Genomic DNA, 25493 nt, shown 5'->3' with positions numbered 1-25493 from the left:
GCTGAGCATTGGGATCGAACCGGGAGATCGGCTCGAAAGGCGCCGCGACTTCGTACGCCGCCTCTCGCCAGCCGCGACGCGCCCCGCCGCCGATTCCAGTCAAAAACAACATGCTCTCTAAGCTCAGCCGACGCGTGTTCAATGGGGCGCCGGATAGCAGCCTCTTACTCCCAGGATGCTTCCCCTGTCTCGGGGCTTCAGGAGAAGGCCCCGATTAATGGCAGTGCTGTAAAACACAACGGCAATAACACCGTAGGTGTAGCAGCTTTCGCCGCCGGCTCTTCGGAACGATCAAAGGGCGATGGCCGTGCGGCTCAACGAGGAGCCGCACAGCGACGACGCGCGCAAGTTAATCGGGCCGGTAGCGCTCACCTGCACCGCCCGGAGCCGCGCCAAGCTCGCAAGAGTCGCTGGAGCAAGCTATGGTCCATTAACAAGTCCAATACCGGAGCTGTGTGGACGGGCTCCTAGCGTGCGATTGTCTCTCGGCATCTACATTCTCGGGTGATGAATGAGCCGAACGTCATTGGGGCCTCCTGGCCCCAAGAGGGCGGTGTAACGCTCGCCTCGAATGTCGTAGTCTTTTACCGGCTGCGTCTCGTCCGGCAACAGGCCCCAGCGGCCGAGCCTCGAGAGCATCGTGTCCGGGGCGGGTTGGGTGCCGTGCGAAAAATTCTCGGGAACGGCGAATGATGCAGCATAAATCTCGCGGGCCGCGGGGGGCGTCCTCTCAGCCCTGGAGGACGCCGGAGCGGCATGCTCCATCGAACGTCCAAGCAGCGCTAGTGAGGCTCGATTCGCAGGCTGCGCGCTGGGCTGCGGAACGTGTTCCGGTCGAGATCCGAGAGGAATGGCAGCGCCTGGCGCATTGAGTGGGGTGCTTCGCCTCATCGCCGCCGCGGGCACGAATAGCGCCGTGTAGCGGTCATTGTGAACGATAAAGCTGTTGGGCCGGCTGTCCTGGCTCGGCGGGATGCTGCTACCGTCAAGCGCCGCCGACGCGTGCTGGTCGCCGTGCCGGAAGTTGAAGGGATGAACGACGGTTCCTGAATTCAGGGTCTGCTGATGGCGCGCGGTTGGCTCGAGAGACGATGATGGGCCGGCGTCTTCCACCATCGCCCACAGCTGATCCTGATCGTAACCTTCCTCAGGAAGGACCAATGGCGAGCCGACCGCTGGCCCGAGAGGCGACGGTGCTCCGGCGCTTTCCATCAGCACACGAGCCATTGAAGTGCCCGGCTCGCTCAGCTGGCGCTCAATGGCATCCAGTTCCGCATGGCTTAGCGACCTCTGCCTCTTCGCAGGCCTCAGGTGCCCGCTGTAATCCTCACCCATGAGGGCCGCGTGACTTGAAGGGGGGGCGCTCCCGGTCAGCTCGTTCAGAGCCGGCTGGGATCCGTCGCTCCAGTTGAAGTGACGAACGGCTTGTGCGGGATCCGGTGTTTGGTGATCGTGCGCGGTTGGCTTGAGAGACGATGCTAGGACGGCTTCGCCGATGATCCCTCGCGGCGAATCCTGATCGTGACCTTCCGCAGTCAGCCCGCTCGGCCAAGTCGAAGCTCCCCGCGCGCTGTGCTGCGCAGCGACGTGCCCGACGCCTCTGGTGACTGCGTCTTCGGGATGAGGACCGCTGGCCCCAAGTTCCAACGCCTCGGTGAGTCTACGGTCTTCGCCAGGCAGATGAGGATAGTAGCGATCTGGAGAAACAGGAACCCCTGCGACGGCAGTGGTATCAAGCTGCGGCACTTCATCCAGGTACGGCTCAAACTCCGCTCGCTGCTGTTGCGGTTGTGTCACCGCAGCGTTGTAAACAGCGAAATCCCGGCCGAACGGGTTGATGCTGTTAAATGGGTCCATATCCCCTCCTTGATTCGGTTCGCAATCCTGAGCAGGTTCACTCTCTGGTTCTCCCTTTATTGGGATCAGCTGTCGACAAGCTGACGCGCTTAGAATTCCGACTTGGCTGTGATCGTCTCTGGAGTGCCGTTTGGACTTAGAGAGCATGTTGTTTTTGACTGGAATCGGGGTTCCCGGAGCGGGCGATTTCTGATTCAAGCTCCATGCTGGAGTGCGGAGGCCAGCGTGGATGATGCGCCCCTATTCGAAAGGCATCCGTGAACGCGCCTTGGCTCGCGGTGACGCGGGCGAGATGGTTCGGTCGATCGCAGAGGCGCTACAGATCAGCCCCTCTACGTACCAGATCACCGTATCTTCTTGCCGCCCTACAGCCCTGACCTCAACCCGATCGAGCACGTCTTCGCCAAACTCAAACACCTCGTGGGAGCCGCAGAGCCTCGTGACGTGGAGGCAACCTGGCGGAAGGTTGGTGAACTCCTCGATCTTCTCCCAGGAGGAGTGCACCAACTACTTCAAAAACCCAGGCTATGCTTCCGTGTAAATACATCATGCTCTAGCCGGCTCGAAGTGAAGGGTCACCGCGAGCAAGCACAGTCAAGCGCGTCCACGTCGTGCCGCCTACGCAAAGCGCGCCGAGGTAAGCGAAGGCCTCACGCCAGGCCAGCGACGGCACTGCGATCTGCGACAGCGCGAGCACCACATTGTAGCCGGTGATGGCAGCTGGGACAGCGAATATGGTCGCGATCATGACGCGCCGGGCCACGGATCGGCTAGCAGCGAAGGTGATCTCACCGACGGCAAATGTCAGCACGCCAGCGGCAATTGCGACGAGCAGCGCGCCGATGACGCCGGCGCCACCATGGAACGCTATCATCCCGAAATTAAGTGCGACGAAAAACGGCAAGGCATACACTGCCAGCGCGAAAACCGCCCAGCAGAACAAACCGATGCCGAGTGCGTTGAGAACAAGCCCAAGGGCGGGCATGGTGGCGGCTCCAATTGCATGGATTTGCAAGTCGCGCCTTCCACCACCACCACGGCGCGACTTCGGATATAAGGTCTGAACGAGGCGGAGTTGCGGCGCGTACAACTCCGCTTTGATGGTTTGGAGGCGAGACGACGGCGCTCACGCGCCGCCGAATCTCCAAACGGGGATGCCGAAACGCCTCGCCTTGTCGGCGAGGTTGTCCTGGATCCCTGTACCCGGAAAGTGCATGACGCCGATCGGCAGCAGTTCGAGCATGGCGTCATTGCGCTTGAAGGGAGCCGCCTTGGCATGCTTTGTCCAGTCGGGCTTGAAGACGATCTGGGGTACCTTGCGGGTGGTCGCCCATTTGGAGGCGATCAATTCGGCGCCTTTGGGCGAGCCGCCATGGAGCAGGACCATGTCGGGATGCTTGGCACGAACCTTGTCGAGGCGATCCCAGATGAGGCGGTGGTCGTTGAAGTCCAGCCCGCCGGTGAGTGCGATCTTCACTCCCGGCGGCAACATGACCTCGGTCTCGGTACGACGCTTGGCGGCGATAAAGTCGCGGGAGTCGATCATCGCTGCGGTGAGCGTGCGGTAGTTGACCAGCGAGCCCGACCGAGGACGCCACGACGAGCCGGTGTGGACCTCAAATCGTTCGATCGCCTGATCGCGAAAGATTTCCAAGCAATTTCGGCGCTCGATCAGCGTGATGCCCTCGGCCGTCAGGCGCTCAAGCTCGACCGATCGCACCTCCGACCCGTTCTGCTCCCGTTGGCTCTTGTGCTGAGCTTGTTCATTGTCGTCGAGCTGACGTTCAATGCGGTCGACGGCACGATGGAACAGGTTGACCGTCGACCAAAGGAGTTCGTCGAGGTCCGGCTCTAGCCGCGTATCGCTCAGCGTGGCGACCAGGGCGTCGAACATATCGACGATGGCACCGGCGATCGTTTTCGCCTCGGGAAGGGGTCTTGGATCTGGCTGGTCGTCGAAGGGACGATAGCCGAAGAGCTGCAATTCACTCAGGACGTAGTCGGTTGGAGACGCCGCCTGCGCCGGTTCGATGTCGTCGTGGTCGGTCATGGGAAGAGGTCCTTTGCCGGATTGGCCGCGCCCATCGCGGCCTTCGTGGCGATCACTCAGACGGCGGGCGGAACGGGCCAGAACCCGGAGCGGCTTGTCCGCCGAAGCCCGCTAGGGCGCAGGCGGAAGCGGAGGGCCGAAGCGGCAGCGGAGGATGGCGGAGGCCGGCTATTTTGCTTCGCGATGCAAAGCGCGCCGCTCGGATCGCTGGCGTGCCTTCTCATCGCCTGCGCGCGGCGGAAAATAGCCGGACGCAGCCATTGCCGGCCCGAACCGCTTGCCGTCCGATCGCCCTCTAGAAGGCCGTGGTCGCGTGCCCTTCCGGCATTGGCCCAATCTACCACCGATGCATCGCGCTCGATCGAACGATGGCGGCTTTTTCCGCGGCCGGCGGGAGCGAATGCAAGAAGCGAACGACATCTTCTGGTACGAGTTGAAGCCGCAACGCTGCTCGGAGTGCCTCAGGGCCGAAGATGTGCAGATCTTCATTGAAGTCGCCCAACCGAGGGGACAGCGCGATCGCTTCAACGCCGGCATCTTCCGCGCGCTGGGTAAGGTTAGCCTGTACGGCATCTCCGGCGGCATCGGCGTCGCGGGCGATATAGAGCCGACGTAGCCCAGCCGGCAGCAACATGGCCGAGAGGTGATTGGCCGACAGCGCCGCTGTCATCGGCAGGCTCGGCAGTACACAACGCAGCGACAGCATGGTCTCGATACCCTCGCCGGCAGCGATCACGTCGTCCGCCAGGCCGAAACGAACGGCATTGCCGAGCAGGTCACCCATGGCGCGTCGTGGCGTGTCGACAGGGGCCTTGCCGAGCCGGACGCGATCAAATCCGTCAGGATCGAGCCAGGTGCGATGCACGCCGGAGATCCGCCCGGCGAGGTTCGTGACGCAGGCGATCATCGCTGGCCATGTTTCGGTCGGCAAATGCTCGTCCGGTCGATAGTAGCAACGTGGGTGGAAGCGCAAGCTGCCACCATGGTGGATGCGGGCTATTCCGCGACGTTGCAAATAAGCTTCGACCACAGTCCCGTCGATTGGGCTGGACATGGCAAAGAGGCGACGGGCGGCTTGCTGCGATCCGGCCAGCACGGCTGGACCCACCCCTTCCGGGGTAGGTTGCCGCTCGGAACGAGGTAGCTTCAGAAAGCGTCTCGCCTCCTCGGCCACCTCGCGAAAGTCTCGCAAGGCCAGACTTTCGCGGATGACGTCCAGGAGGTCACCATGTTCTCCGGTCGCGGCATCGGTCCACTTGCCGGCGGGTCCCTTCGGCGATTCCTGGAGCCGTACGAACAACGAACGGCCCGGCGTGTTGCGGACGTCGCCGACCACCCAGTACCGTCCGGCCCGCTTACCATTGGAGAGATAGTGCCTGCATACCGCCTCGGCCTCGCGCGCGAGGCGGCGTGCCAATTCGGAGGCGTCGCGGGGCATCACGCGGCCTCCCGTCCACCGACGCGCGCGACCGGATAGCTGTCGAGCACCTTCGCCAGGACCTCCACACCGCTTGCGTCCGTGGGCACGAACATGCGGAGCTTCCAGGAGATGATCTCCCCGAACAGACCATAAGCCCGCAGGCGATCGCGCATCGTGTCGTTGAGTCCCGACAGTTCGATGCGGGTTGCGCCCATCAATCGGACACGGCGAAGCTGGAGGTCTTCGGCAAGATCGAGGACGATCTGTCCCTCCATCAGCGCGGCAAAGGCAGCGTCCGGCGTCAACGTGGGCGCATCCGCGGCAAGGACGTTCGCGACCCAGGCGGCGGAGACCTTGCGGCCGATGATGCGTTCGCCCGCGTCGGTCTGGAGGCGATAAACTCGGCTTGATTCGTTCGGCAGCCGCTTCCAGATGGGTAACAGCAAGCCGGCCACGACGTGGATCGTACTCTCCGAGAACTCGGGTAGCTCTGCGAGTTCCGCCACCCAGGCGGCGGCAAAGCGTTCGCGATCCGATTCGGCCCAATGGCTTTCCGCCATCATGTTGAGGGAGACGCTGTGCTGCTCCATCGGCCGTATCAAGCGGATGCGCCGCTCGATCTCGCCGTCGTCGAGCATGAAACTTGGCGCCGGGAGCTGCACGGCCGCACGGGCCGAGCGTTCATTGAACAACGGAATCGCGCGATGATCGGAAAGCCGAGCCAGAGCCTCATCGAGACTTAAGGGATGATTGCGCCAGCGCTGGGTCAGCGTAAGCAGGCGGGTCTGCGCCCCCGTGCCCGGATGGGTGTAGACCGTCCGCCGGTCGCAGACGACAAAGCTCTCGGCGCGGAGCGTTTCCAGCCCAATGTCATAGCTGCCGGAAGCAACCGCGCCCTCGATCCGAGCCATCAAGAGCTGTTCGAAGGCGGTGAACAGGACGTTCTGTAAGTCGATGGTGAGCGCCAGCAAACGATTGAGGAAGGTCGTGATCGGCGGCAGCTCATCCCTCAGCCCATTGGCATCGGTCAGTTGCAGGCCTGTCGCATCCTCAAACCTCTCGAGCGAGCAGCCGTCGATCCTGCCGCGAACGAGCAACGTGTAGAGTTGACGCAAGGCATCACGCCCGTACCGGCTTTCGAGATTGTCCTCCGGCCGGAACAGGCCCTGCCCTCCGGTCTGGCGCTGACCGCGTGTGATCGCACCCAGCGTGTCGAGCCGGCGCGCAATGGTGCTGAGAAAGCGTTTTTCGGCCTTGACATCCGTCGCGATGGGACGAAACAGCGGCGGCTGCGCCTGATTGGTCCGGTTGGTCCGGCCAAGCCCCTGGATCGCGGCATCGGCCTTCCAGCCGGGCTCGAGCAGGTAATGGACCCGCAACCGGCGATTTCGGGCCGACAGTTCGGCATGGTAGCTCCGTCCCGTGCCGCCCGCGTCGGAGAACACGAGGACGCGCTTGACGTCATCCATGAAGGCCGAGGTTTCCGCGAGATTCGCCGAGCCCGCTCGGCCCTCGACCACCAATCGGCCATGCTTGCGAACGATGCGGCGCGAACGGCCGGTCACTTCGGCGACCATGTCGGTGCCGAAACGCTGGATGACCTGGTCCAACGCCCCAGGAACAGGCGGCAGCGAGGCGAGCTTTTCGATCAAGCGATCGCGGCGCAAGACAGCCTCCCGGCTCTCGACCGGTTGGCCGTCGCGATAGACAGGCCGCGAGCAAAGATTACCCTCTGAATCAGTGAAGGGCTCGTAGAGCTGCACCGGGAAGGAATAAGCGAGATAGTCGAGGACATACTCGCGAGGCGTAATGTCGACCTGGACGTCGCCCCAATCTTCGGTCGGGATCTCGGCCAGGCGACGCTCCATCAGCGCCTCGCCCGTTGAGACGATCTGAATCACCGCGGCATGGCCGGCGTCGAGATCACGCTCGATCGATTGGATCAGCGAAGGCGTCTTCATCGAGGTCAACAGATGCCCGAAGAAGCGCTGCTTGGCGCTTTCGAAGGCGGATCGCGCCGCCGATCTGGCCTGTCCGTTCAGCGTTCCGGTTTCGCCGGTGACGTTGGCGGCCCGCATCGCGGCGTCGAGATTGTTATGGATGATGCTGAACGCGTCAGCATAGGCGTCGTAGATGCGAACCTGCTCGGACGTAAGCTGGTGCTCGACGAGCTCGTACTCGACGCCCTCATAAGACAGCGAGCGGGCGGCATAGAGACCGAGCGCCTTTAGGTCACGAGCCAGGACCTCCATGGCCGCCACCCCACCCTCCTCGATCGCCTCGACGAACTCGGCGCGCGTGGCGAACGGGAAGTCCGCGCCGCCCCAGAGCCCGAGGCGTTGCGCATAAGCGAGGTTGTGCACCGTGGTGGCGCCCGTCGCCGACACATAGACCACCCGAGCATTCGGCAAGGCGTGCTGGAGCCTCAGGCCCGCGCGCCCCTGCTGAGAGGCCGCCTGGTCGCCGCGCTCGCCCTTGCCCCCGACCGCATTCTGCATGGCATGGCTCTCGTCGAAGATGATCACTCCGTCGAAGTCGGAGCCCAACCATTCAACGATCTGGCTGACACGCGAAAGCTTCTCGCCGCGCTCGTCGGTGCGTAGCGTGGCATAGGTTGTAAATAGGATGCCTTCCGAAAGCCGGATCGCCGTCCCCTGGCGAAACCGGGACAGCGGCGTCACCAGCAGGCGCTCCATGCCGAGCGCCGACCAGTCGCGCTGGGCATCTTCGATCAGCTTGTCGGATTTGCTGATCCAGACCGCACGGCGGCGGCCCTTGAGCCAATTGTCGAGCAGGATTCCACCGACCTGACGTCCCTTGCCCGCGCCGGTGCCATCGCCCAAGAACCAGCCACGGCGAAAGCGGATGGCATTCTGAGCGTCCTCGCACGCGGCGGCCACAACATCAAAGGTCGGATCGACCGTCCAGGAGCCTGCCAGGAATTCGGAATGTGCTCCGCCGGCATAAATGACGCTCTCGAGCTGAGCGTCCGACAGAAGTCCATCTGTCACCACACGTGGCGGCAGATGCGGACGGTAGGTCGGCTTCGGTGGCGCGACGGATGCCATTGCCGCGGACTGCACGAGTTTGGTCGGATGTGGATGCGATCCGGAAATCCGGATCGACTGCAATTCGTACTCCTCATAAAGCGCATCGGTCAGTCGGGCGCTTTCCGGCGGAGACCAATCGACTGTCTCGTAGTTGAGCTCTACGCCTCTTGGCGCCACACGTCCCGACGTGGACGGTAGACACGGTACAGCGGCGGCGGTCGATCTCGCCTTCGCTGGACCACAACGAATAAGGTCGCGCCCAACCGGCGTAGTGACGACGGGTAGCCTCGACGGCACATGCCGGGCCACCCAGCCAAATAAGGTGGCGACATCGCTCGCCATGCCCGGTGAAGCGGGAAAGATTTTCGGATCAGGCGCAGGCAGCTTGTCGATCACAAGCAGCCTTGTGTCCGTTTGTGTCCCGTGCTTGGCGTAGACGGCGCCGTCAATGGCGGCAGAAAACGCAACCCGCCCGCGTTCCTGGAGACGAACAAAGGCTTCCGTCCATGCCGGATTATCGGGCGCAAGGCTCTTGCCGACGATGGCGACAAGACGGCCGCCGTCGCAAAGGCGCGCCAAGGCTGAGGTGATGTGCCGGAGAGCTGCGTCCGGCATCGATCGTTCGACATTCGCCACAGCCGAGAACGGCGGGTTCATCAAGACGACGCTCGGGGCAACCCTCGCCTCAAGGTGATCATCGATCTGGGCGGCGTCAAAGCGGGTGACCTTAACGTTGGTGAACAGCTGATCGAGCAATGTCGCGCGCGGCTCGGCCAACTCGTTCAACACCAGGGCGCCGCCCGAAAGCTCGGCAAAGATCGCAAGCAAGCCTGTCCCTGCCGAGGGCTCGAGAACGCGATCGGCAGGCGTAACGCCCGCCGCCACAGATGCAACAAGGCCGAGCGGAATCGGCGTCGAGAATTGTTGAAGTGCCTGGCCATCCTCGGAACGCCGCGTATGGGTCGGCAGACAGCTTGCGATCCTTGCGAGCATCGGCAGCATGGCAGCCGTCGAACCCGCCTTGGCGCGCATGGTCGGGCCGAACTTGCGAAGGAATAGAACGGTCGCCGCCTCGCAGGCGTCATAGGCGGTCTTCCAATTCCAGGCACCGGCCGCGTCCGAGCCGGCGAAGGCAGCCTCCATGGCGCTGCGCAGGACAGCGGCATCGATGCGACGACCGCGTTCGAGCTCAATCAAGAGCTGCCGTGCGGCGCGGAGAGCCGCAGAGGTTAGACTTGCAGCGGCACGCATCGAGAGCGGCGCGGCGGCAGCGCCGCCGGTGAGAGATTCGGTCATGGCAGGATGTCTTTCGGAGAGCGGGAACGGGTCGAGCCGGCTGGCGCTCTCTCTGGACCGTGCCGGCTCAAACCCGTCTCGGCCGCTCTCTGCCTCTCAGGAGGCGGCCGCGCGCCCTCACGCCGCGCCACCACATTCGGCCGGGCGACAAGACGAAATCACTGCCGGACACGGCGTGGACGGGCGCGGGATGAGACGTGCGAAGGAAGGCGTACGGGACGGCCGGAGCCGTCCCGCGATGAGGCGTCATTCGGCGGCATCGAGCTGTGGTTCAGCCTCGTCGCCACCCTCCTCCTGCCCTTCGTTGGCGAGGAATTCGGGGAGCGAGCCAGCCTCCCCTTCCTGTTCGACTGGCGAGGCGGTGGCGTCGACCAGGCGCAGCAGCTCCGGCAACCAGCCCGAACCCTCGAGAAGACGCTCGGCCTCGCTGGCCATCTCGGACTTCTTCAGGTGATCGATCAATTGCGCGGACGATTCACCTCGCGCCTCCCGCACCGCCTCCAGGATACGCGGCTTGGTGACGCGGCCGAGATAGTTGTCAACAGTCGGTCGCCAGCCGGACTGAACCATGTCGAGGCCGACAGCACGCGCCAGCACATCGGCCTGATCGAACCGAGAGCAGACGCCGTGAGCATAGACACGGCCCTGATTGTAACGGTTGGCCGGCTCATGGACGGCGTTGACCGCAAATGACGCACAGTGAGCGAACAGGGATGCCTGTGCGGCACCGTCAAGGGCCGTGAGCGCATCCCAGAGATCGTTCTCGCTCTTGGGCAGCCGGGCCTTCCAGGACTCGTGCCGGGCCTCAACTGCCTTGGCAGATGCGCTTTCCCTGAGCCCGGCAGCTTGAGCGGGAAAGGTCGGCGTACGAAGTCCGATCTCCAGACATGTGTTGGACGATCCGTACCGGTAAAAGGCCGTCAGCACGAAATTGTGCAGCACCGCCTGGAACGCGATTGCCGGATGTTGTGCCAGCGCGTCCCGCAATGCCAACGTACGATGCGCCGTCAGTTCGGTGATGAGTCGATCCGGCAACGGCCTTGCCGCATCCTCATCATGCTCCTCCGGCTCGGTCGATGCACCGGCGAGCGAAATCGCCGTGCCCTGGACCGAAGCACCGGGCTCCTGCCCTTCAGTCACCGCTACATCGGTGCCTCGCTCGCCTTCGACACCGGTCGCAGGCTCCTCGTCCTCCGGTCGGACATAACCCCGATTGACAGAAAGCCGCCCTTCGCAATCGATGCTGACGAAGACGCCGGCTCTGGCCATCTGGTCCGGCTCGAAGATGTCCGGCCGGTTGTTGAACGCTTCGAGCGCCTGCTCGAGTTCGCCGAGCCGCGCGTCCACCTCACCGGGCAGTTCGTCAGCGCCTTCAAATCTTGCCTCAAGCGCGTCGTATTCCGCCTGGAGAGTATCGAAGCGCGCCTGCTCCTCGGCGGTGAGAGCCGCCGGATCTGCCTCGAGCCGGCGGAGCCCGTGGTCATGGCCGTAGGGAAAGCTGGCGGCGGTCACCTCTATCCACTTCCAGCCTTCGGCGGCGATCGCCTCAGCTTCTGCCCGCAACTTCTCAGCCACGAGACGCTCCAGCAGCGCAACGTCCTCGAGCCAGCCGCCGCCATCTTCTTCGAAGAGATCGCGCAGCACGCCGCCGCCGGCCGCTTCATAGGCGGCGAGGCCGACAAATCGGGCGCGCCTGTCGGACACCCGCACCGCACGCTCGGTCAGGAGGCGCCTGATCTGATACGGCTCGTCATAACCCGACTTGCTGACGGTCTCCCAGACCTGTTCCTGCCGGCCGTGATCGGCGGTAACCGAGAACGCCATCAACTGTTCGAGCGACATGCCGTCGTCGGCGTAAACCTCGAGCAGCTTCGGGGACACCGCCGCAAGCCGCAGCCGCTGCTTCACGACGTTGACGGATACAAAGAAGATGGCCGCGACATCTTCCTCGGACCGCCCTTGCTCGCGCAGGGTCTGGAATGCGCGAAACTGGTCCAGGGGATGAAGCGCGACGCGGTGCACGTTCTCGGCGAGCGAGTCTTCTTCCGCGGTGATCACGTCACCCATGTCACTGACGATGCATGGGACCGGCTCGGCCTTCGCCAGACGCTTCTGCTTGACCAGGAGCTCAAGTGCGCGATAGCGGCGACCTCCGGCCGGCACCTCGAACATGCCGGTTTCCCGGCCTTCGTCGTCGAGGACAGGCCGGACGTTGAGACTTTGCAGCAGGGAGCGCCGGGCGATGTCCTCGGCGAGATCCTCGATCGAGATGCCGGCTTTGAGGCGCCGCACATTGTTCTGGCTCAAGATGAGTTTGCTGAAGGGAATGTCGCGCGACGACGACAGCTTGATCTTCTGAACGGCCTTTGCCATGTCAGTTTCTCCGAAACGGGCGGCCGGGAGCCTCTCTCTCGGCCTCCAACCCGTTCACGAACATGCCTGCCCCTCTCTCGCTCTCGCGTTCTTGCTGGCGCAATGGCGGTGGTCGGCGGCTGCCGCGCTATCGGAAAACTGAGTTGCCCGAGCTCGGATGCGATCCAGTTCACCTCTCGTTTCAGAAGTCGAGGTCACGTGGGTCGAAGCTGCAAGCGAGTATCGCGACACTTGGCGTGCATCTTTCGGTGCCGCGCCGGTTTTGGCGACGGCGCTACGGTCTCCGAGCCGCCGCGGAATTGCCGGCCCGCGACGGACATCAACGTCTCCCCGAGAGGCAGCGCCATCCCCGAACTGGTGAGCCGGAAGAGCGCAGACGAGCCAAGCCGGAGAACGGAATCCCCGGCTTGGCCGCAATTACGCCACGCGGTCGAGCAACTTCTTGGCCTTGGCCTCCATGTCCAGGCGGACATCCTGATGCGGCCTGTCGCGCGCGACGGCGGTGATGCCCTGCATGAAATCGAAGATGCTTTCAGGCGGGCGGCCTTCCTCCGCCAGCACCGCCTCAATCACCTTGCCTGTCTCGGCCTTGGAGAAGCCGCGGCGGCGCAGAAACTCGGTGCGATCCTCGTCGCTGCGTGCCACGATCCGCTCGCGGGCGGCCTTGATGCCGTTGACAAAGGGCATGGGTGAGGAGTCGGCGAAGTTCAACAGTGCCGGGGCTGCCTCGTGAGCAAAGCGGGAGGCTGCGTATTTGGAATGGCGGATGGTCATCTCCTCGAAATCTTCCACGCCCCACAGATTGCGGTTCTGACAAACCGCACGAAGATAGAAGCTCGCCATGCCGAGCGTCTTCGCGCCAACTTCCGAGTTCCAGCAATAGAAGCCTCGGAAATAAAGGTCGGGCGAGCCGTCCCGGAGACGACCGGCCTCGATCGGATTCAGATCATCGACCAGAAACAGGAAAACGTCCCTGTCCGACGCGTAGAGGGTCGTCGTGTCCTTGGAAATGTCGACGCGGGGATTGTAGATGCCACTTGACCAGTCGAGCGCACCAGGCACCTTCCACCGTGTATCGCCTGTGCCATTGCCAGCGATGCGTTGTACGGCCTCAACCAGCTCGTGGTCGTAGATCCGGCCATAGTCGGGACCGGTGACAGCGCGAAGCTCGATGCGGCTATCCTCGGTCTCGAGCGTTTTGATCTGCTCGACGCGAGTGGCGGTCAGGCCATATTGCAGGTTGATTGCTGCGAGCGCCGCGGGGAGCTGCCGCAGGTAGGTGGCCGGAGCGCCAACCTGGCTTGCAAGCTGGCCGAAGCTCCAGTGGGTCGGGGCGAGCGGCGTGTCCGAGCCGGGCAGCATCAAGGCCAGGCGCTCAGGATCGGCACGGTTTGCCTCGACATGGATGAGCGCGCTTTCGACCACGCGCGTCCGGCTGCGGTCCGCGCGCTCGCGCACCGTGCAGGCCAGTTCGTTGAGCGACAGATAGCGCTCATCCGCCGGACGACAGAACCACTCCGAGGACACCCGACCAATGCGCTCGCCGCGGCTCACATCCACTCTGTAACCGAAACTGGCGTTGCGGCTGGCATCAACAATTTGCGTATTCATGGGAGCAACCTCCATGACGGGCGCCGGAAGACTCTCCTCCGACCCTTAACCCGTCATGGCCAAGGCCAATCCCCTCTGCCTCTCCTGTATCGTCGGTCGCCAACGGCAACGTCCAAGACGTGCGACCAAGGCCTTCTACCAAGGCCCTCGACCAAGACCCGCGACGGCGACATCCGCCGCGCCGCAGCTTCCGTCAGGGATGGAAGCCCGAAGGGTGAAAACCCGGCGCAAGCCGGGTTTCAGCGCCAGCCGACAGCCCGGTCCCGCAGGGAGACGGCAATAAACTCAGCCAACGCTTGACAAGACATTTTGAACATGAGCGGGCAGAAGTCCGACGTCCCTGGCAGATTGTTGCGGACGCGATGCCGTATCGAATTCTGCCCGGAGTTCGCGAACTGGAGTTCGGTATCGACATAGGAGATTTTGTCCGCCGTGGGCAGATTGAGTTCGCGTCCCAACAGCCATTCATAGAGAAACCGGATGCGACGCGTGTAGAGCCCGGTCGGCGTCTGCTTCACAAGCTCCGCAATCTCCTCCTTGCCGCACGGCGAGGAAAAGCCGCTTCAGGATGGCGAGCTCTATTGCTTCGTTCTTGAGCGCAAAAGTCAGATTTCTCTCAAGGGTCGCGGCAGGCGCATGACGCGGCGTGTAGATGCGCCATCTTCTCACAGTCGAGCGCGAGCGGCCGGCTGTTTGCGCTTTTGCAATTCGAGGACGAGAAGGTTCTTGCCCAAAGCCAGGCCCGCCTTCGCCGACTCGCTCCGCCTCGCAGAAGGCCGCGCTTATGCGCGCACAGGCGGCGACGAACGCCCCCGTGTTTGAAGCCGCTAAGACGCGCGCAAAACCTGGGCGGGGGGCCGGCGCCGGAGGAGCCGGCCCAGATCGATCCGTGCAACCTATCCAACAGCGAGATATTCTCGCTGGCTCGCGCAGAAAAAAGAACCCCGCCCAATAGTCTGGGCGGGGCTCTGAAGGATCGAGGCTCACTCGCCGTTCTTGCGCGGGCGCGACCACAGCAGCGTGTAGCCCTCGCCGCCTTCGTCGTCGAACAGGTTCGCGTAGATCGGTGCGTTGAACGAGGGGTCGTCGAGCTTGAGCGAGAGGTAATCGCGGCCCTCTTCGGAGCGCTTCGACCAGGCTGCGCCGATCTCGGCCCGGCCTACATAGATGCGGTGGCTCGGAGCGTTGTCGTTGGAGCGGTTGGTCTCGGCGACGATGCGGACGCCCTTGGCTTGCAGGCTCAGGGTGACAATCTCGCCCTGGAAATCGTTGCCCAGCTTCTTGAAAGAACCGATGTTAGCCATGTCACTTCTCCTGTTGTGTTTCGAGCCCGCGACCACCGCGGCCTCGATGGCGATCTAAAGGCCGAGGACGATCGGCGACGCACCCGTTCGGGCCGGAGCGCAGCGGAGGACGTCGTTGTGGCGACTTTCTTGTCTCGCGAGGAATGGGCGAAGCCCAGGGGAAGAAAGTCGCATCAACGGCGTTGCGGCTCAGACGATCGAGGCAAAGCCGGTCTTCGGCCAGATCAAGCCATCAAAGAGGCCACGTGCGTCCGCGTGCTGAAGCGCAATTTCAAGGAGAAGATTGGCCAATCTCGGTTCAGCTGTACAAGATGTTGGAACGATTCAGCGAAGAAAGAGAAACGATCTGCTGCAAAGGACGGTATCGTCCGTGAACGAACATCGAGAGCGCGCAATCCGCCACCGCGACGAGTGGGCTAGGCCGAGATTGCTGCAGCCTGGTCGAAGCGCACCGAAGAGGCGGATTTGCTTCTCGTTCTCGTCATCTTGCCCCCGCATTCAACGAACCGATCTACCCGAACTTGCTCGACGAGGAAGGAGACGAAGGATCATCCCTCGCGTGTGGCGGCCGTGAGAATGGTTGAGGCGGCTCCGCCAAGTCTAGCCGGCTCGAACGGGCGGCTCACCGCAAGCAAGCACAGTCAAGCGCCTCCGCGTCCTGCCGCCAACACGAAACGCGCCGAGGCAAGCGAAGGCAGCCCGGCAAGCAATGCGATCTGGGGCAGGCAAAACATCTGCCTCTCGATGGCCATCTTCCGTTGGACGGTTTCGAATTCCGAGCATGAGCAGCTCGCCATTGCCCAGACCAACGAAAATCCACGTTGCCAGAGAAATTAGGCCTATTAGCCAGCGCGCTAAAAGACGCTTTCGTCAAGCCCCTTGAGCGACAGGCCCAGACCTGCACGATCCCGGAAGAGCAGCCTGATACCACATAAAAAACGGCCCCGGGAACGGCGGACTGATAGTCAAACTGCAGAAATCGCTTGAACCTCACGCCACGTCAGGGCGTAGCCTGGAAACCGTCAGCAGATCCTGAAGACGCGAAGCATCGGATCGGGACGTCACACAACCAAATGACAGAGCTGGTTCGGCGTCATCGTGAGTATTGCGCCGTTGTACCCCTCAACGCGAAGCGAACGGCGCAGCCGCATTAAGCCAAAATCGCTACCTCGCAAGCAATTCGATCCAGGAGACATGGATGAAATTAGCGAAGACCTCTGTAATCGCATGCGGCATTTCGGCTTTCCTCGCATACTCCGTCATTGCGCAAAGCCTCGCCACCGACGCCAGGGCTCGCAAAGGCATGCAAGACAGGAGCGTACAGAGCGGCATGAGTGATGATGACGATTCTTCGCCCAAACTCAGGACCGCGGGCGGGAAAGTGGGCAGGAAATCGACCAAGAGCGCGAAGAGTGCAGCCGGCGGCAACGCACCGGACAAGGAGACTGATTGATCCGCAACCAACAGCACACCGGTGGGTGGGAAGCGACTGACGCGAGGCCGTGTCCGGGTAACCCTCCACTCGCACCCTCTGGCCGGAGGTTCAGCCGCACCAAGATGAACTGTGACGGTCGTCGATCTTCAAGGAATACGACAAGGACGAAGGTTCAGCCATTTAACTCGCGCGTTTGCCGTGGCCGCCCGACGGAAGCCATGAAACTAACCCTGATCAATAGCACCGCAACGGCCGCAATGCTCAACTGCCCGATCGAAGAGGAGCAGTTGCAAAGGCTGAACGGTGACCCGATGCGATCGTTGTGCACGATAGCATTGGGTACTGCCCTCCGATCCCGTACGACCGCGTCAGGTTACCGACATTCATGTTCGGAAGCCGCCCGAGGAGTTGGCTGGCGCGGCGTGAAAAAGCACAACTTTTTGGTCTCTCGTCGGTTCTTCACAGTCTGGCACGCCGGTTGCTGAGTGATGCACGGCTTGGTTGCTCAATCACGACCTCCTGAGGCCCAAGCCGCTTCGTAGCGCAACTCGTGCGGGCGGATCTCCCGCCGCCCGCACGTTTTTCATGGCTTCGACCTGGCGCCGCGCTTCATGAGCTTATGTTTGCCCCGTGAGGACGCTGCGCGCGCCCGTCTGGCACGCGAGTTGCTCGGAGGAATACGGCTTGGCCCTCATGTATCGCGCCCCCCAGAGATGGCCAAGCTTCCACCCAGACTAGCGCGGGTGGTCCCCCAAGCCGCCCGCGCGACTTTCCATTCGTCGCGGGTCTGCCGAGATCGGCCCCGGCGAAACGCTGTGGAGATTATCGGCATGATCCGTGGAGAGCTTTAGAATCGCTAAAGCAAGCGCTCATAGACCAGCCACTCACAGTTGCTCACGGAAACGCGTTGTGATGGAGAACGGAGTGGACGCCCGATGCATCTTGAGTATTCAATACCGTGGGCGCAGCAGCAGCATTAGCGATCGGCGCGCACGATGCTCTCGATGTTGCGCCGAACGTCGGCATCATGCTTGGCGCATTATTGATTGTCGCCTTTCCGCATCGGTTATCGCTAGCCTTTTAAGTTGCTGTCAAACCGAACGGCGCGATGACAGAACCGGTTGATGATCGCCTATTACTCTTAGATTTCTGCCGGCTCGACCGACATGGCTCCGCCGGCGCAGCGCTATGCCCCCCGGCAGGAGTTTTCGTTCCGAGATCTCACGATGCGCGGCTCTCGTGACTGTCCGACACCAGGGCCATTTGTCGCGGTCTTCCGCTCAGCCGCGACCGAAGGTGGGAGTTTCATCTCCAGGAGCTGCGCGCGCGACATACCAAACCGGCCAGGAGATCCGATGGTGACGCCGAGCGCGGCGAAGCACGGCGGGTCACTCCCGAAAAATGATTCCACAAGCGCCGTGTCGATCACGTCGTTTTGGACTGCTGCCATGGTCACTTTCGTTGGCTAGTACCTTTGGAGGAACCGGCCGAGGCGCAGCAGGACGGCAGGAAGTTCTTCCACATTCGCCTCAGCCGGATCCGACAAAAACATGGGTGCGGCACTGCCGCTTTCGCAAGTGCCTGGAAGGCCTTGAAACGATACGCCCCCCTTCTAATTTTATGGGTAGCCACGCAGTAATTGCACGGCACAATCGGGCGCCTGCTACGGGGCGCGTGCAGGCACCCGGCAAGTGTCCGGGGTGCTCTTATCCATGTTGCTCAAAGGAGCATATGGCTATGACCACGCTTGATCTCGCTCCCCTGTGGCGATCGACGGTTGGATTCGATCGTCTGTTCGACCTTCTCGCGGACTCCGGCCGATGGACCGGCGCGGACAATTACCCGCCCTACGACATCGAACGTGTCGGTGAGGACCACTACCAAATCACGCTGGCTCTTGCCGGCTTCCCGCCTGACACGGTCTCCATCACGGCCGGGCAGAACACACTGACCGTTGAGGGTCGCAAGGCCGACAAAAGCGGCCATCAATATCTCTATCAAGGCATCTCTGCGCGCCCGTTCCGACAGATCTTCAATCTGGCCGAGTACGTGCAAGTGAAGAGCGCCTCGTTCGAGAATGGCATGCTCAAGATCGATCTGGTTCGGGAGGTTCCCGAGGCGATGAAGCCGCGCCAGATTGCGATCAACACAGGTGCTGATCACCAGAAAGATGAGAACAAGCATGCGGCGTAACACCGCCTGCTCACAATTGAATTTTGCGGCGAGGCTTTATCGCGTCGCGAATTTTGGAACAAAGAAAGGAGAAAATCCATGGCTATCACCGATCTGACCCCCTGGGGCCGCGGTCGTGATCTGACCACCCGTCGCTCCGAAAACTACAATCCGGTTCTAACCCTGCACCGGGAGATGAACCGGCTATTCGATGACGCCTTCCGCGGCTTCGATGTCGCGCCATTTGGCGGCAGCTTTCTCGAGCAGTCGATGAATTGGCCGAGCATCGAGGTCAACGAGAGTGACCAGGACGTGAAAGTCACGGCGGAGTTGCCAGGTCTCGACGAGAAAGACGTCCAGATCGAGCTCGCCAATGGCGTTCTCTCGATCAAGGGAGAGAAGAAGACTGAGACGGAGGAGAAGGATCGCCGGTTCAGCGAGCGGTACTACGGCAGATTTGAACGGCGCATCCCGATCGAAGACGTGGACCAGGACAAGATCTCTGCTGCGTTCAAGAACGGAGTTCTGACTGTCACCATGCCAAAGCTGCCGCAAGCAGAATCCAAGGTGAAGCGTATTGCGATCAACTCGAAATGACACAAATCGATGGGAGCGGTCTCCGCTCCCGTCCTATTTCCAATAAGAGCGGGCGGGGGTGTGCCCGACCATGGACACAAAGCGGAAATCCAGTTTTGCAGGCGCTGCGGATGTTGTTGCGCATGCAAAGATCGCGGCTCAACACATCGAGGAACTGAAGGTCGCCTGTGCGAATGGAGATAAGAGCGCGGCCCGCCGTTCGCTGCGCCAGGCTATCAGCGAGCTCGAGCTGGCGCGCGCTATGGTGAGGACCGGTATTGATTGAGTCCGCGCGGATTTGGCGCTGCGTCCGAGTCAAGCAGACGGCTGGTGCGTAGCATCGCTTCCAGCTTGGCTGAGAGTTCCTTGGAGAAAAACGGCTTGCTGAGAAGCAGACTGCCGTTCATGTGTTTGCTAGGCTTTTCGATGAGACTTGGATAGCCACTGCAGTACACGATCGGCAAGCCCGGCTGCTGCCGTTGAAGCTCAAGTCCGACGTTGAGTCCAGAAATGCCGGGCATCGCGAGATCAATAATCGCCACATCGATTGCTTGATGAGAAAGGGTCGACAGCGCGGCATCCAGATTATCAGCCGCAATCGCCTGGTATCCGAGATCGTCAAGCATGTTCCGTGTCGTTTCGAGCACGCTCGCGTCGTCGTCCACAGCAAGGATGCACTCCCGTGCGCCCATGCAAGGAGTGCCCAATTGGCGATCTTCGCCTCATACAACTGCACTGGTCGATATTCGCACGGCAAACCCGTAGACCTGCGACAACCCAAGTTCCGTTCTCTTGTCGGGCTCCTTGGACCGGGCGCTCCTTGGAACAGGTAAAGGCCAGCATAGTTGCCAGCCCATAGTACCGAGATAGGTAGGCCCGGCAGGCGACCGCGGCCGCTCTCGGCTCTGGGCGGTGCTCTCACAAGGCGGTCCGAATTGATGCCAACCCTCCCCATGACTGCGGCCGGTCATGCCGCCCTTAACGACGAATGGCCGACCGCACTAGAATCAAGCGGCCTCAGCTTGCCGAGCGCATTCAGCAAGCGATTGCCGACGAGCCCAACCTTATTGAGAATTCGGAATATCAGGCTGCGTTGGGCGAGCAAAGGATCAACGAAGCTCGCATCGCCGAGTTAGAAAGCAAGCTTGCACGTGCAGAAATCATCGATGTGTCAAAGCTCTCCGGCGAGACCATCAAATTCGGCGCGACGGTCACACTGACGGACCAGGATACGGGCGAGGAGCGAATTTGCCAAATCGTTGGCGAGGCGGAAGCCGACCCGGCAAAAGGCAAGATCTCGTTCAGTTCCCCGCTCGCACGGGCGTTGATAGGCAGGTCCAAAGGGTCAGTCGTAGCCGTCCAGACGCCAGGCGGTGACAAGAGTTACAAAGTTGAGCAAGTAAGATGGCTGCCCTAAAAGCAGAGGGGCTGGGCTTTTGAGCCAATACGTCTGCCAGAGCATGAATTTGGCAGTCGACCGGCCAGATTGTCTTGAACCTTTTGCATCAATGCAGCAGGCGAGTGGATGTGCTGCTTGCCTGGACAGGCGGAGCAACTTTCACGACGGCGGAACTGGTTTGACCGCCCCGCACGATGGTGAGCTTCACATCTTGACCGACACGCGCCAGGCCGATCTTGTTACGAAGTTGCGACGCGCTGCGGATCCGACGGTCGTCTGCCATGACAACAATATCGTCCTTCCGCAAGCCGGCCCTTGCAGCCGGAGAGTCTGCCGCGACCTCTGCGATCACCGCGCCCTCGTTGCGCCCTTGTTTGGTCGACGGTTGGAGTTCGCGCAGTGAAACGCCAATGCGGCCTCGCTCAACGTGTCCCTTATCTACAATCTGCTCCATAACGATCCGGGCCATATTCGCGGGAATTGCAAAACCGATCCCGACATTCCCTCCGCCCGGCGAAATGATTGCGGAGTTGATGCCGACCAATTCGCCGCGGAGATTCACCAATGCGCCGCCGGAATTTCCCGGATTGATCGCAGCGTCGGTCTGGATGAAGTCCTCAAAGCCTTCCTTGCTCAAGCCAGTGCGACCCAGCGCACTGACGAGCCCGGACGTGACGGTCTGGCCGAGTCCAAAGGGATTGCCGATCGCGAGCACGAAATCCCCGACCTCAAGCGCATCACTGTCGCCGAAAGGAAGCGCCTGAAGGCCGGCAGGGTCTTGGATCTGCAGCACTGCAACGTCAGTTGGCGCATCGCGCCCGATTACCTTCGCAGTTAACTGCCGGCCGTCCTTGGTCGTAATCCGAACGACCGAGGCGCCTTCGACAACATGATTGTTGGTCAACACATAGCCGCGCCTGGCATCGACGATGACTCCCGAACCGGTCGAATTGATTTCCTTCTCGACCTGCTTGGGAATGTCGAAAAACTCACGAAAGAACGGGTCGCGGTAAAGCGGATTGTCCTCACGAATACGGCCGTGCACGGAAATATTAACGACCGCGGGTGTCACCTGTCGAACTACCGGCGCCAATGTTGGCACAGAACCACCTGTCTTCAGGTCTGGCACTTGAGCTACTGCCGGATGAGACACGCAGAGCACAACAAGCAGGAGCCATGCCAATATTGTTCGACGTCCTAACATTTCAATTGTCCTTGGAATCGCCAGTCAGCGGCAGACGCGCCCGTTGCAATGCTACGATCGGAATTGCCCACAACGCCGCGGCGTGGCCGAGCAGCACGATGCCTAGGACAGCGCCCGTGATCATCGCAGAGACCTCCGCTGTGCGGCGGCCCAGGGCCGCCGCAGCCGCATGGGGACGCCACCGCCACCGGGCGGATCGTCATCGCCGTCTCTGTCGAGTAGCCGCAACGCTGCCAGTATGTCGGCCAACTTCACAGCGTGGCCCATTCCGGGGACCTCCCGCATGCCGGGACAGGATTCCACGGCGTACATATCCGACGCCCACGAGGACAGGATGATTCGCTTCTCAGGCGTCGAGAGCTCCATGTCATTCAGGACTTCCGCCGGAGAAGTGTAGTGAGCGGCGGGGTGGAAGAATGGGTGCAGATCACCGCCGTCGATTTTTACGTTAGTCATGGCTCGCCTCCCTGTTCACTCCTTTCCAGGGGATGGTGCTCGTGATTTGGGTGGCGGCGTAGTCGATGCGCCACCCACGTTGAGATGAGATCGGTCAGGAACGTCCGATGACATCGCCGGTCCACGGATCGAAGCTACCTAAGCTGCCTTCTTCCGCTCAATTTGCGACGAAGCAGCCGTTGCACCGATCTGGATCTTGCGCGGCTTCATCGTCTCCGGAATCTCTCGAACGAGATCAATGGTCAAGAGACCGTCCCGGAAGGATGCCTGCTTGACCTGGACGTACTCGGCCAGACTGAAGACTCTCCGGAACGGTCGCGCCGGAATACCTTGGTAGAGATACCGGCGCGCAGCCCCGTCGGACTTCTTGCCTTCGATCGTGAGCGCATTTTGCTCCGCCATCACGGAGATGTCACTAGCGCCGAAACCTGCTACGGCCAGCGTGATTCGATAGTGATCCTCACCGGCCCGCTCGATATTGTATGGCGGATAGCTATCCTCATTCGGCCGGCGCGACATGCCGTCGATGAGGCCAGCCAAGTGATCGAAGCCGACGCTGGTGCGCCACAGTGGCGTAAAATCAAGTGTCCTCATAGCCAAGTCCTCCAAAGAGCAATATGGATACGAAGCAAGGCAGGATCGGAGTTTCGATAATCGTCGAACACCCCGGTCCAGCCTCGTGCCGAGCCCGGCCTGGCGCTCGACACCCGCAGTCGCGGTCGAGAAACGAATTAGAACTAACGTCCGTGAGTTCAAGAGGAGCATGCGCATTTTTCTTCAAGAGGCTCCCTTGGCGGCTCAGTGACTAGGCGGCCACGCGATCCGCAAGAGCACTCTGGCGTAGATCATCCATTACTTGCTACTTGCTGCTCTCGCTCAATCCGGGCTTGATAGAGCTGGCGCTCTTGCTCGCTCCTCGCGGTTGAGAGCAGGCGCTCGTAGTGACCGATCACCTTCAGACAACCTCGGATGAGGAAGTCGCGGACGGTAAGCTCAACTGTTGCTTGAGGTTGCATCGGAGTTCCCGCGCACGGAATGCCTCGCCGAACTCAGCCCGGACATGAGTGCCGCTCTTGACGAGATTGCGCAAGGTAGGGAGCGGCCTTCGCGGGCCGCTCTCTGAGGTTCAGCTTGTTGCCGCCAGTCCCGCGGGATGGGGCGACGGTTGCGGCCAGATGCCGGTCGGCGCAGAGGTCGGCGGCAGCAAGATGTCGATCTTCATCGTTGCCGCCGCGGGCTGCCACTTCAGCCACGGCATCGTGTCGAGATACGGGATTGGCGGCAGTGGCAATCCAGTGAAGGTACCCTGTGTGGCCTCGGCTCCCCGCGGGCTTTCCACGCCGTAAGCACCGAAGGCCGCCAGGGACATTGCGCCGGCCCCTACTAAAGCAAGCAGGCCTCGCCGCAGATTGCGGTTGGTCTCCGTCCGGGCGGAGAACGTATGGTGATAGCTCAGCATCTATACTCCTCCCATCGTTCGAAAACAGATCCAGGCAATGGTGACAAAACTCAGGGAGAACATGAACCAATGGATCGTGTCCTGCCTCATCCTGAGCCGACGACGATTAGACTTGTTCATGGGACACTCCATCTTTGGAAGCGGTCTTCTCTCCTCTCATCGGTGGAGCCCGGCCTTGATCGGCCGGGCTCTCTCGTTCAGAAGTCCATGGCGGGAGCGGCCGGAGTTGGTTCAGCCTTCTTCGGCTTCTCGGCCACGAGTGCCTCGGTCGTGATCAGCAGCGAGGCCACCGACGCAGCGTCCTGCAAGGCGGTGCGCACGACCTTTGCGGGATCGATCACACCGGCTTTCACCAGATCCTCGTACTCGCCAGTTGCCGCGTTGAAGCCCCAATTGTAACTCTGGTGCTCCAGAAGCTTGCCAACAACCAGTGAGCCGTCTTCGCCGGCGTTCTGCACGATCTGCCGAGCCGGCATCCGGATGGCGCGACGAACGATGTCGATGCCGGCCTTCTGGTCGGCGTTCGCGGTCTTGATGCCGTTGAGCGCTTCGAGGGCACGCAGGAGGGCAACCCCGCCTCCGGGGAGAATCCCCTCCTCCACCGCCGCTCGAGTAGCATGCATCGCGTCGTCGACACGGTCTTTGCGTTCCTTGACTTCGACCTCCGTCGCACCACCCACACGGATCACTGCGACGCCTCCGGCGAGCTTGGCGAGGCGCTCTTGCAGCTTTTCGCGATCATAGTCGGAGGTCGTCTCCTCGATCTGGAGCCTGATTTGCTGGGCGCGCGCCTCGATATCCTTCTTGGCGCCCGCGCCCTCGACAATGGTGGTGTTGTCCTTGTCAATGACGACCTTCTTGGCGCGCCCGAGCATCTTCACTGTGACGTTTTCCAGCTTGATGCCGAGGTCCTCGCTGATGACATTGCCGCCGGTCAGGATCGCGATGTCCTCCAGCATGGCCTTGCGACGGTCGCCGAAGCCCGGCGCCTTGACGGCCGCGACCTTCAGTCCGCCGCGCAGTCTGTTGACGACCAATGTCGCAAGCGCTTCACCTTCGATGTCCTCCGCGATGATCAGGAGCGGCTTACCGGACTGGACGATCTGCTCCAACAGCGGCAGCATGGTCTGCAAGCCGGACAGCTTCTTCTCGTGAATCAGAACATAGGGATCCTCGAGTTCGACGCGCATCTTCTCGGGGTTCGTGACGAAGTAGGGCGAGATGTAGCCGCGGTCGAACTGCATGCCCTCGACCACTTCGAGCTCGGTGTGCAGGCTCTTGGCCTCCTCGACGGTGATCACGCCTTCATTACCGACCTTGTTCATGGCGTCGGCCAGGAAGCGGCCAATCTCGGTATCACCATTGGCGGAGATTGTGCCGACCTGGGCGATCTCGTCATTGGCGGTGATTTTCTTGGCGTGGGATTTCAGATCGGTCACGATGGCCTCGACAGCGAGGTCAATCCCCCGCTTCAGGTCCATCGGGTTCATGCCGGCGGCGACGGATTTGCTGCCCTCCTTGAAGATGGCCTGAGCGAGCACGGTCGCCGTCGTGGTCCCGTCGCCGGCTGCCTCGCTCGTCTTTGAGGCGACCTCGCGCACCATCTGCGCGCCCATGTTCTCGAACTTGTCTTCCAGTTCGATCTCTTTGGCGACGGTTACGCCATCTTTGGTGATGCGCGGCGCACCGAACGATTTCTCGATCACGACGTTACGCCCCTTCGGACCGAGTGTGACCTTCACCGCGTTTGCCAGAGTGTCGACGCCCCGCAGCATGCGCTCTCGGGCCTCGGTTGCGAACTTTACGTCCTTGGCAGCCATTTTGATCTCTC

Annotated in this window: 20 protein-coding genes and 2 pseudogenes; 6 read left to right on the top strand and 16 right to left on the bottom strand. The window is 61.8% G+C overall.

The window, feature by feature from the left end; genetic code table 11:
* Nucleotides 1–492: 492 nt before the first annotated feature.
* Nucleotides 493–1857 (bottom strand): hypothetical protein, encoded by a 1365-nt coding sequence (locus CO675_RS00535; RefSeq protein ID WP_097670107.1) that lies wholly within the window; start codon nucleotides 1855–1857, stop codon nucleotides 493–495.
* 354 nt (nucleotides 1858–2211) lie between these two features.
* On the opposite strand from CO675_RS00535, the pseudogene CO675_RS41295 reads away from it, so the two are divergent.
* Nucleotides 2212–2398, top strand: a pseudogene (locus CO675_RS41295) (transposase); the annotation flags it as partial.
* Nucleotides 2399–2410: 12 nt separating this feature from the next.
* Here the strand turns inward: CO675_RS41295 and CO675_RS00525 are convergent.
* The 8 genes from CO675_RS00525 to CO675_RS00490 all read right to left on the bottom strand — a co-directional run bounded on the left by CO675_RS00525 (nucleotide 2411) and on the right by CO675_RS00490 (nucleotide 14961).
* Nucleotides 2411–2842 carry a hypothetical protein gene (locus tag CO675_RS00525; protein WP_097670106.1) on the bottom strand — a complete coding sequence of 144 codons (432 nt, stop codon included), beginning with the start codon at nucleotides 2840–2842 and terminating at the stop codon, nucleotides 2411–2413.
* Nucleotides 2843–2983: 141 nt separating this feature from the next.
* Complete coding sequence (locus tag CO675_RS00520) at nucleotides 2984–3907, bottom strand: DUF2493 domain-containing protein (RefSeq protein WP_097670105.1); 924 nt, start codon at nucleotides 3905–3907, stop codon at nucleotides 2984–2986.
* 337 nt (nucleotides 3908–4244) lie between these two features.
* Nucleotides 4245–5345 carry a DUF7146 domain-containing protein gene (locus tag CO675_RS00515; protein ID WP_018270291.1) on the bottom strand — a complete coding sequence of 367 codons (1101 nt, stop codon included), beginning with the start codon at nucleotides 5343–5345 and terminating at the stop codon, nucleotides 4245–4247.
* Nucleotides 5345–9673, bottom strand: coding sequence for a bifunctional class I SAM-dependent methyltransferase/DEAD/DEAH box helicase (locus CO675_RS00510; RefSeq protein WP_018270290.1), 4329 nt, complete (start codon nucleotides 9671–9673; stop codon nucleotides 5345–5347). Before CO675_RS00510 ends, CO675_RS00515 begins: the two co-directional genes overlap by 1 nt.
* Nucleotides 9674–9919: 246 nt before the next feature.
* Nucleotides 9920–12046, bottom strand: a complete 2127-nt coding sequence (locus tag CO675_RS00505) for a ParB/RepB/Spo0J family partition protein (protein WP_018270289.1) — start codon at nucleotides 12044–12046, stop codon at nucleotides 9920–9922.
* A 417-nt stretch (nucleotides 12047–12463) separates the two neighbouring features.
* On the bottom strand, nucleotides 12464–13657 hold the full coding sequence (locus tag CO675_RS00500; protein WP_026192412.1) for a hypothetical protein: 1194 nt from the start codon (nucleotides 13655–13657) through the stop codon (nucleotides 12464–12466).
* 239 nt (nucleotides 13658–13896) lie between these two features.
* Nucleotides 13897–14175 carry a hypothetical protein gene (locus CO675_RS00495; protein ID WP_018270287.1) on the bottom strand — a complete coding sequence of 93 codons (279 nt, stop codon included), beginning with the start codon at nucleotides 14173–14175 and terminating at the stop codon, nucleotides 13897–13899.
* 465 nt (nucleotides 14176–14640) lie between these two features.
* Nucleotides 14641–14961, bottom strand: coding sequence for a DUF736 domain-containing protein (locus CO675_RS00490; RefSeq protein ID WP_018270286.1), 321 nt, complete (start codon nucleotides 14959–14961; stop codon nucleotides 14641–14643).
* Nucleotides 14962–16159: 1198 nt separating this feature from the next.
* On the opposite strand from CO675_RS00490, the gene CO675_RS00480 reads away from it, so the two are divergent.
* From CO675_RS00480 to CO675_RS00465, 4 genes are all read left to right on the top strand, one after another.
* The gene (locus tag CO675_RS00480) at nucleotides 16160–16414 is read left to right on the top strand and encodes a hypothetical protein (RefSeq protein WP_018270284.1); all 255 of its coding nucleotides are present in this window, start codon (nucleotides 16160–16162) and stop codon (nucleotides 16412–16414) included.
* Nucleotides 16415–18133: 1719 nt separating this feature from the next.
* Nucleotides 18134–18589 (top strand): Hsp20 family protein, encoded by a 456-nt coding sequence (locus CO675_RS00475; protein WP_018270283.1) that lies wholly within the window; start codon nucleotides 18134–18136, stop codon nucleotides 18587–18589.
* Between the two features lie 78 nt (nucleotides 18590–18667).
* Nucleotides 18668–19165 (top strand): Hsp20/alpha crystallin family protein, encoded by a 498-nt coding sequence (locus CO675_RS00470; RefSeq protein WP_097670104.1) that lies wholly within the window; start codon nucleotides 18668–18670, stop codon nucleotides 19163–19165.
* 70 nt (nucleotides 19166–19235) lie between these two features.
* Nucleotides 19236–19430: a hypothetical protein gene (locus tag CO675_RS00465; protein ID WP_035633041.1), complete on the top strand. Its 195-nt coding sequence runs from the start codon at nucleotides 19236–19238 to the stop codon at nucleotides 19428–19430.
* Here CO675_RS00465 and CO675_RS00460 read toward each other — a convergent pair.
* Nucleotides 19405–19836 (bottom strand): response regulator, encoded by a 432-nt coding sequence (locus CO675_RS00460; protein WP_097670103.1) that lies wholly within the window; start codon nucleotides 19834–19836, stop codon nucleotides 19405–19407. The genes CO675_RS00465 and CO675_RS00460 overlap by 26 nt on opposite strands.
* A gap of 246 nt (nucleotides 19837–20082) precedes the next feature.
* Here CO675_RS00460 and greA point away from each other — a divergent pair.
* Nucleotides 20083–20561, top strand: a pseudogene (greA, locus tag CO675_RS00455) (transcription elongation factor GreA).
* An 88-nt stretch (nucleotides 20562–20649) separates the two neighbouring features.
* Here greA and CO675_RS00450 read toward each other — a convergent pair.
* The 6 genes from CO675_RS00450 to groL all read right to left on the bottom strand — a co-directional run bounded on the left by CO675_RS00450 (nucleotide 20650) and on the right by groL (nucleotide 25482).
* Nucleotides 20650–21747, bottom strand: coding sequence for a trypsin-like peptidase domain-containing protein (locus CO675_RS00450; RefSeq protein ID WP_041482621.1), 1098 nt, complete (start codon nucleotides 21745–21747; stop codon nucleotides 20650–20652).
* Nucleotide 21748: 1 nt separating this feature from the next.
* Nucleotides 21749–21871, bottom strand: coding sequence for a hypothetical protein (locus CO675_RS41720; RefSeq protein WP_259171304.1), 123 nt, complete (start codon nucleotides 21869–21871; stop codon nucleotides 21749–21751).
* On the bottom strand, nucleotides 21868–22203 hold the full coding sequence (locus CO675_RS00445) for a hypothetical protein (protein WP_097670102.1): 336 nt from the start codon (nucleotides 22201–22203) through the stop codon (nucleotides 21868–21870). Before CO675_RS00445 ends, CO675_RS41720 begins: the two co-directional genes overlap by 4 nt.
* Before the next feature lie 138 nt (nucleotides 22204–22341).
* The gene (locus tag CO675_RS00440; RefSeq protein ID WP_097670833.1) at nucleotides 22342–22797 is read right to left on the bottom strand and encodes an Hsp20 family protein; all 456 of its coding nucleotides are present in this window, start codon (nucleotides 22795–22797) and stop codon (nucleotides 22342–22344) included.
* A 532-nt stretch (nucleotides 22798–23329) separates the two neighbouring features.
* Nucleotides 23330–23662, bottom strand: a complete 333-nt coding sequence (locus CO675_RS39705) for a hypothetical protein (RefSeq protein WP_143278847.1) — start codon at nucleotides 23660–23662, stop codon at nucleotides 23330–23332.
* Between the two features lie 197 nt (nucleotides 23663–23859).
* A complete protein-coding gene (gene groL, locus CO675_RS00435) occupies nucleotides 23860–25482 on the bottom strand; it encodes a chaperonin GroEL (RefSeq protein WP_097670101.1) in 1623 nt (540 codons plus the stop codon).
* Nucleotides 25483–25493 lie beyond the last annotated feature (11 nt).

This window comes from Bradyrhizobium sp. C9 (assembly GCF_002532045.1).
Lineage (GTDB): Bacteria > Pseudomonadota > Alphaproteobacteria > Rhizobiales > Xanthobacteraceae > Bradyrhizobium.
Note: the sequence above shows the minus strand (reverse complement) of the source record. Positions and strands in the feature narration are given on the sequence as shown.

What these genes read in the sequence shown, in the direction of transcription:
- CO675_RS00535 (WP_097670107.1), bottom strand. Translation starts at nt 1,857, where the DNA reads ATGGACCCATTTAACAGCATCAACCCGTTCGGCCGGGATTTCGCTGTT.
- CO675_RS00525 (WP_097670106.1), bottom strand. Translation starts at nt 2,842, where the DNA reads ATGCCCGCCCTTGGGCTTGTTCTCAACGCACTCGGCATCGGTTTGTTC.
- CO675_RS00520 (WP_097670105.1), bottom strand. Translation starts at nt 3,907, where the DNA reads ATGACCGACCACGACGACATCGAACCGGCGCAGGCGGCGTCTCCAACC.
- CO675_RS00515 (WP_018270291.1), bottom strand. Translation starts at nt 5,345, where the DNA reads ATGCCCCGCGACGCCTCCGAATTGGCACGCCGCCTCGCGCGCGAGGCC.
- CO675_RS00510 (WP_018270290.1), bottom strand. Translation starts at nt 9,673, where the DNA reads ATGACCGAATCTCTCACCGGCGGCGCTGCCGCCGCGCCGCTCTCGATG.
- CO675_RS00505 (WP_018270289.1), bottom strand. Translation starts at nt 12,046, where the DNA reads ATGGCAAAGGCCGTTCAGAAGATCAAGCTGTCGTCGTCGCGCGACATT.
- CO675_RS00500 (WP_026192412.1), bottom strand. Translation starts at nt 13,657, where the DNA reads ATGAATACGCAAATTGTTGATGCCAGCCGCAACGCCAGTTTCGGTTAC.
- CO675_RS00490 (WP_018270286.1), bottom strand. Translation starts at nt 14,961, where the DNA reads ATGGCTAACATCGGTTCTTTCAAGAAGCTGGGCAACGATTTCCAGGGC.
- CO675_RS00480 (WP_018270284.1), top strand. Translation starts at nt 16,160, where the DNA reads ATGAAATTAGCGAAGACCTCTGTAATCGCATGCGGCATTTCGGCTTTC.
- CO675_RS00475 (WP_018270283.1), top strand. Translation starts at nt 18,134, where the DNA reads ATGACCACGCTTGATCTCGCTCCCCTGTGGCGATCGACGGTTGGATTC.
- CO675_RS00470 (WP_097670104.1), top strand. Translation starts at nt 18,668, where the DNA reads ATGGCTATCACCGATCTGACCCCCTGGGGCCGCGGTCGTGATCTGACC.
- CO675_RS00465 (WP_035633041.1), top strand. Translation starts at nt 19,236, where the DNA reads ATGGACACAAAGCGGAAATCCAGTTTTGCAGGCGCTGCGGATGTTGTT.
- CO675_RS00460 (WP_097670103.1), bottom strand. Translation starts at nt 19,836, where the DNA reads ATGGGCGCACGGGAGTGCATCCTTGCTGTGGACGACGACGCGAGCGTG.
- CO675_RS00450 (WP_041482621.1), bottom strand. Translation starts at nt 21,747, where the DNA reads ATGTTAGGACGTCGAACAATATTGGCATGGCTCCTGCTTGTTGTGCTC.
- CO675_RS41720 (WP_259171304.1), bottom strand. Translation starts at nt 21,871, where the DNA reads ATGATCACGGGCGCTGTCCTAGGCATCGTGCTGCTCGGCCACGCCGCG.
- CO675_RS00445 (WP_097670102.1), bottom strand. Translation starts at nt 22,203, where the DNA reads ATGACTAACGTAAAAATCGACGGCGGTGATCTGCACCCATTCTTCCAC.
- CO675_RS00440 (WP_097670833.1), bottom strand. Translation starts at nt 22,797, where the DNA reads ATGAGGACACTTGATTTTACGCCACTGTGGCGCACCAGCGTCGGCTTC.
- CO675_RS39705 (WP_143278847.1), bottom strand. Translation starts at nt 23,662, where the DNA reads ATGCTGAGCTATCACCATACGTTCTCCGCCCGGACGGAGACCAACCGC.
- groL (WP_097670101.1), bottom strand. Translation starts at nt 25,482, where the DNA reads ATGGCTGCCAAGGACGTAAAGTTCGCAACCGAGGCCCGAGAGCGCATG.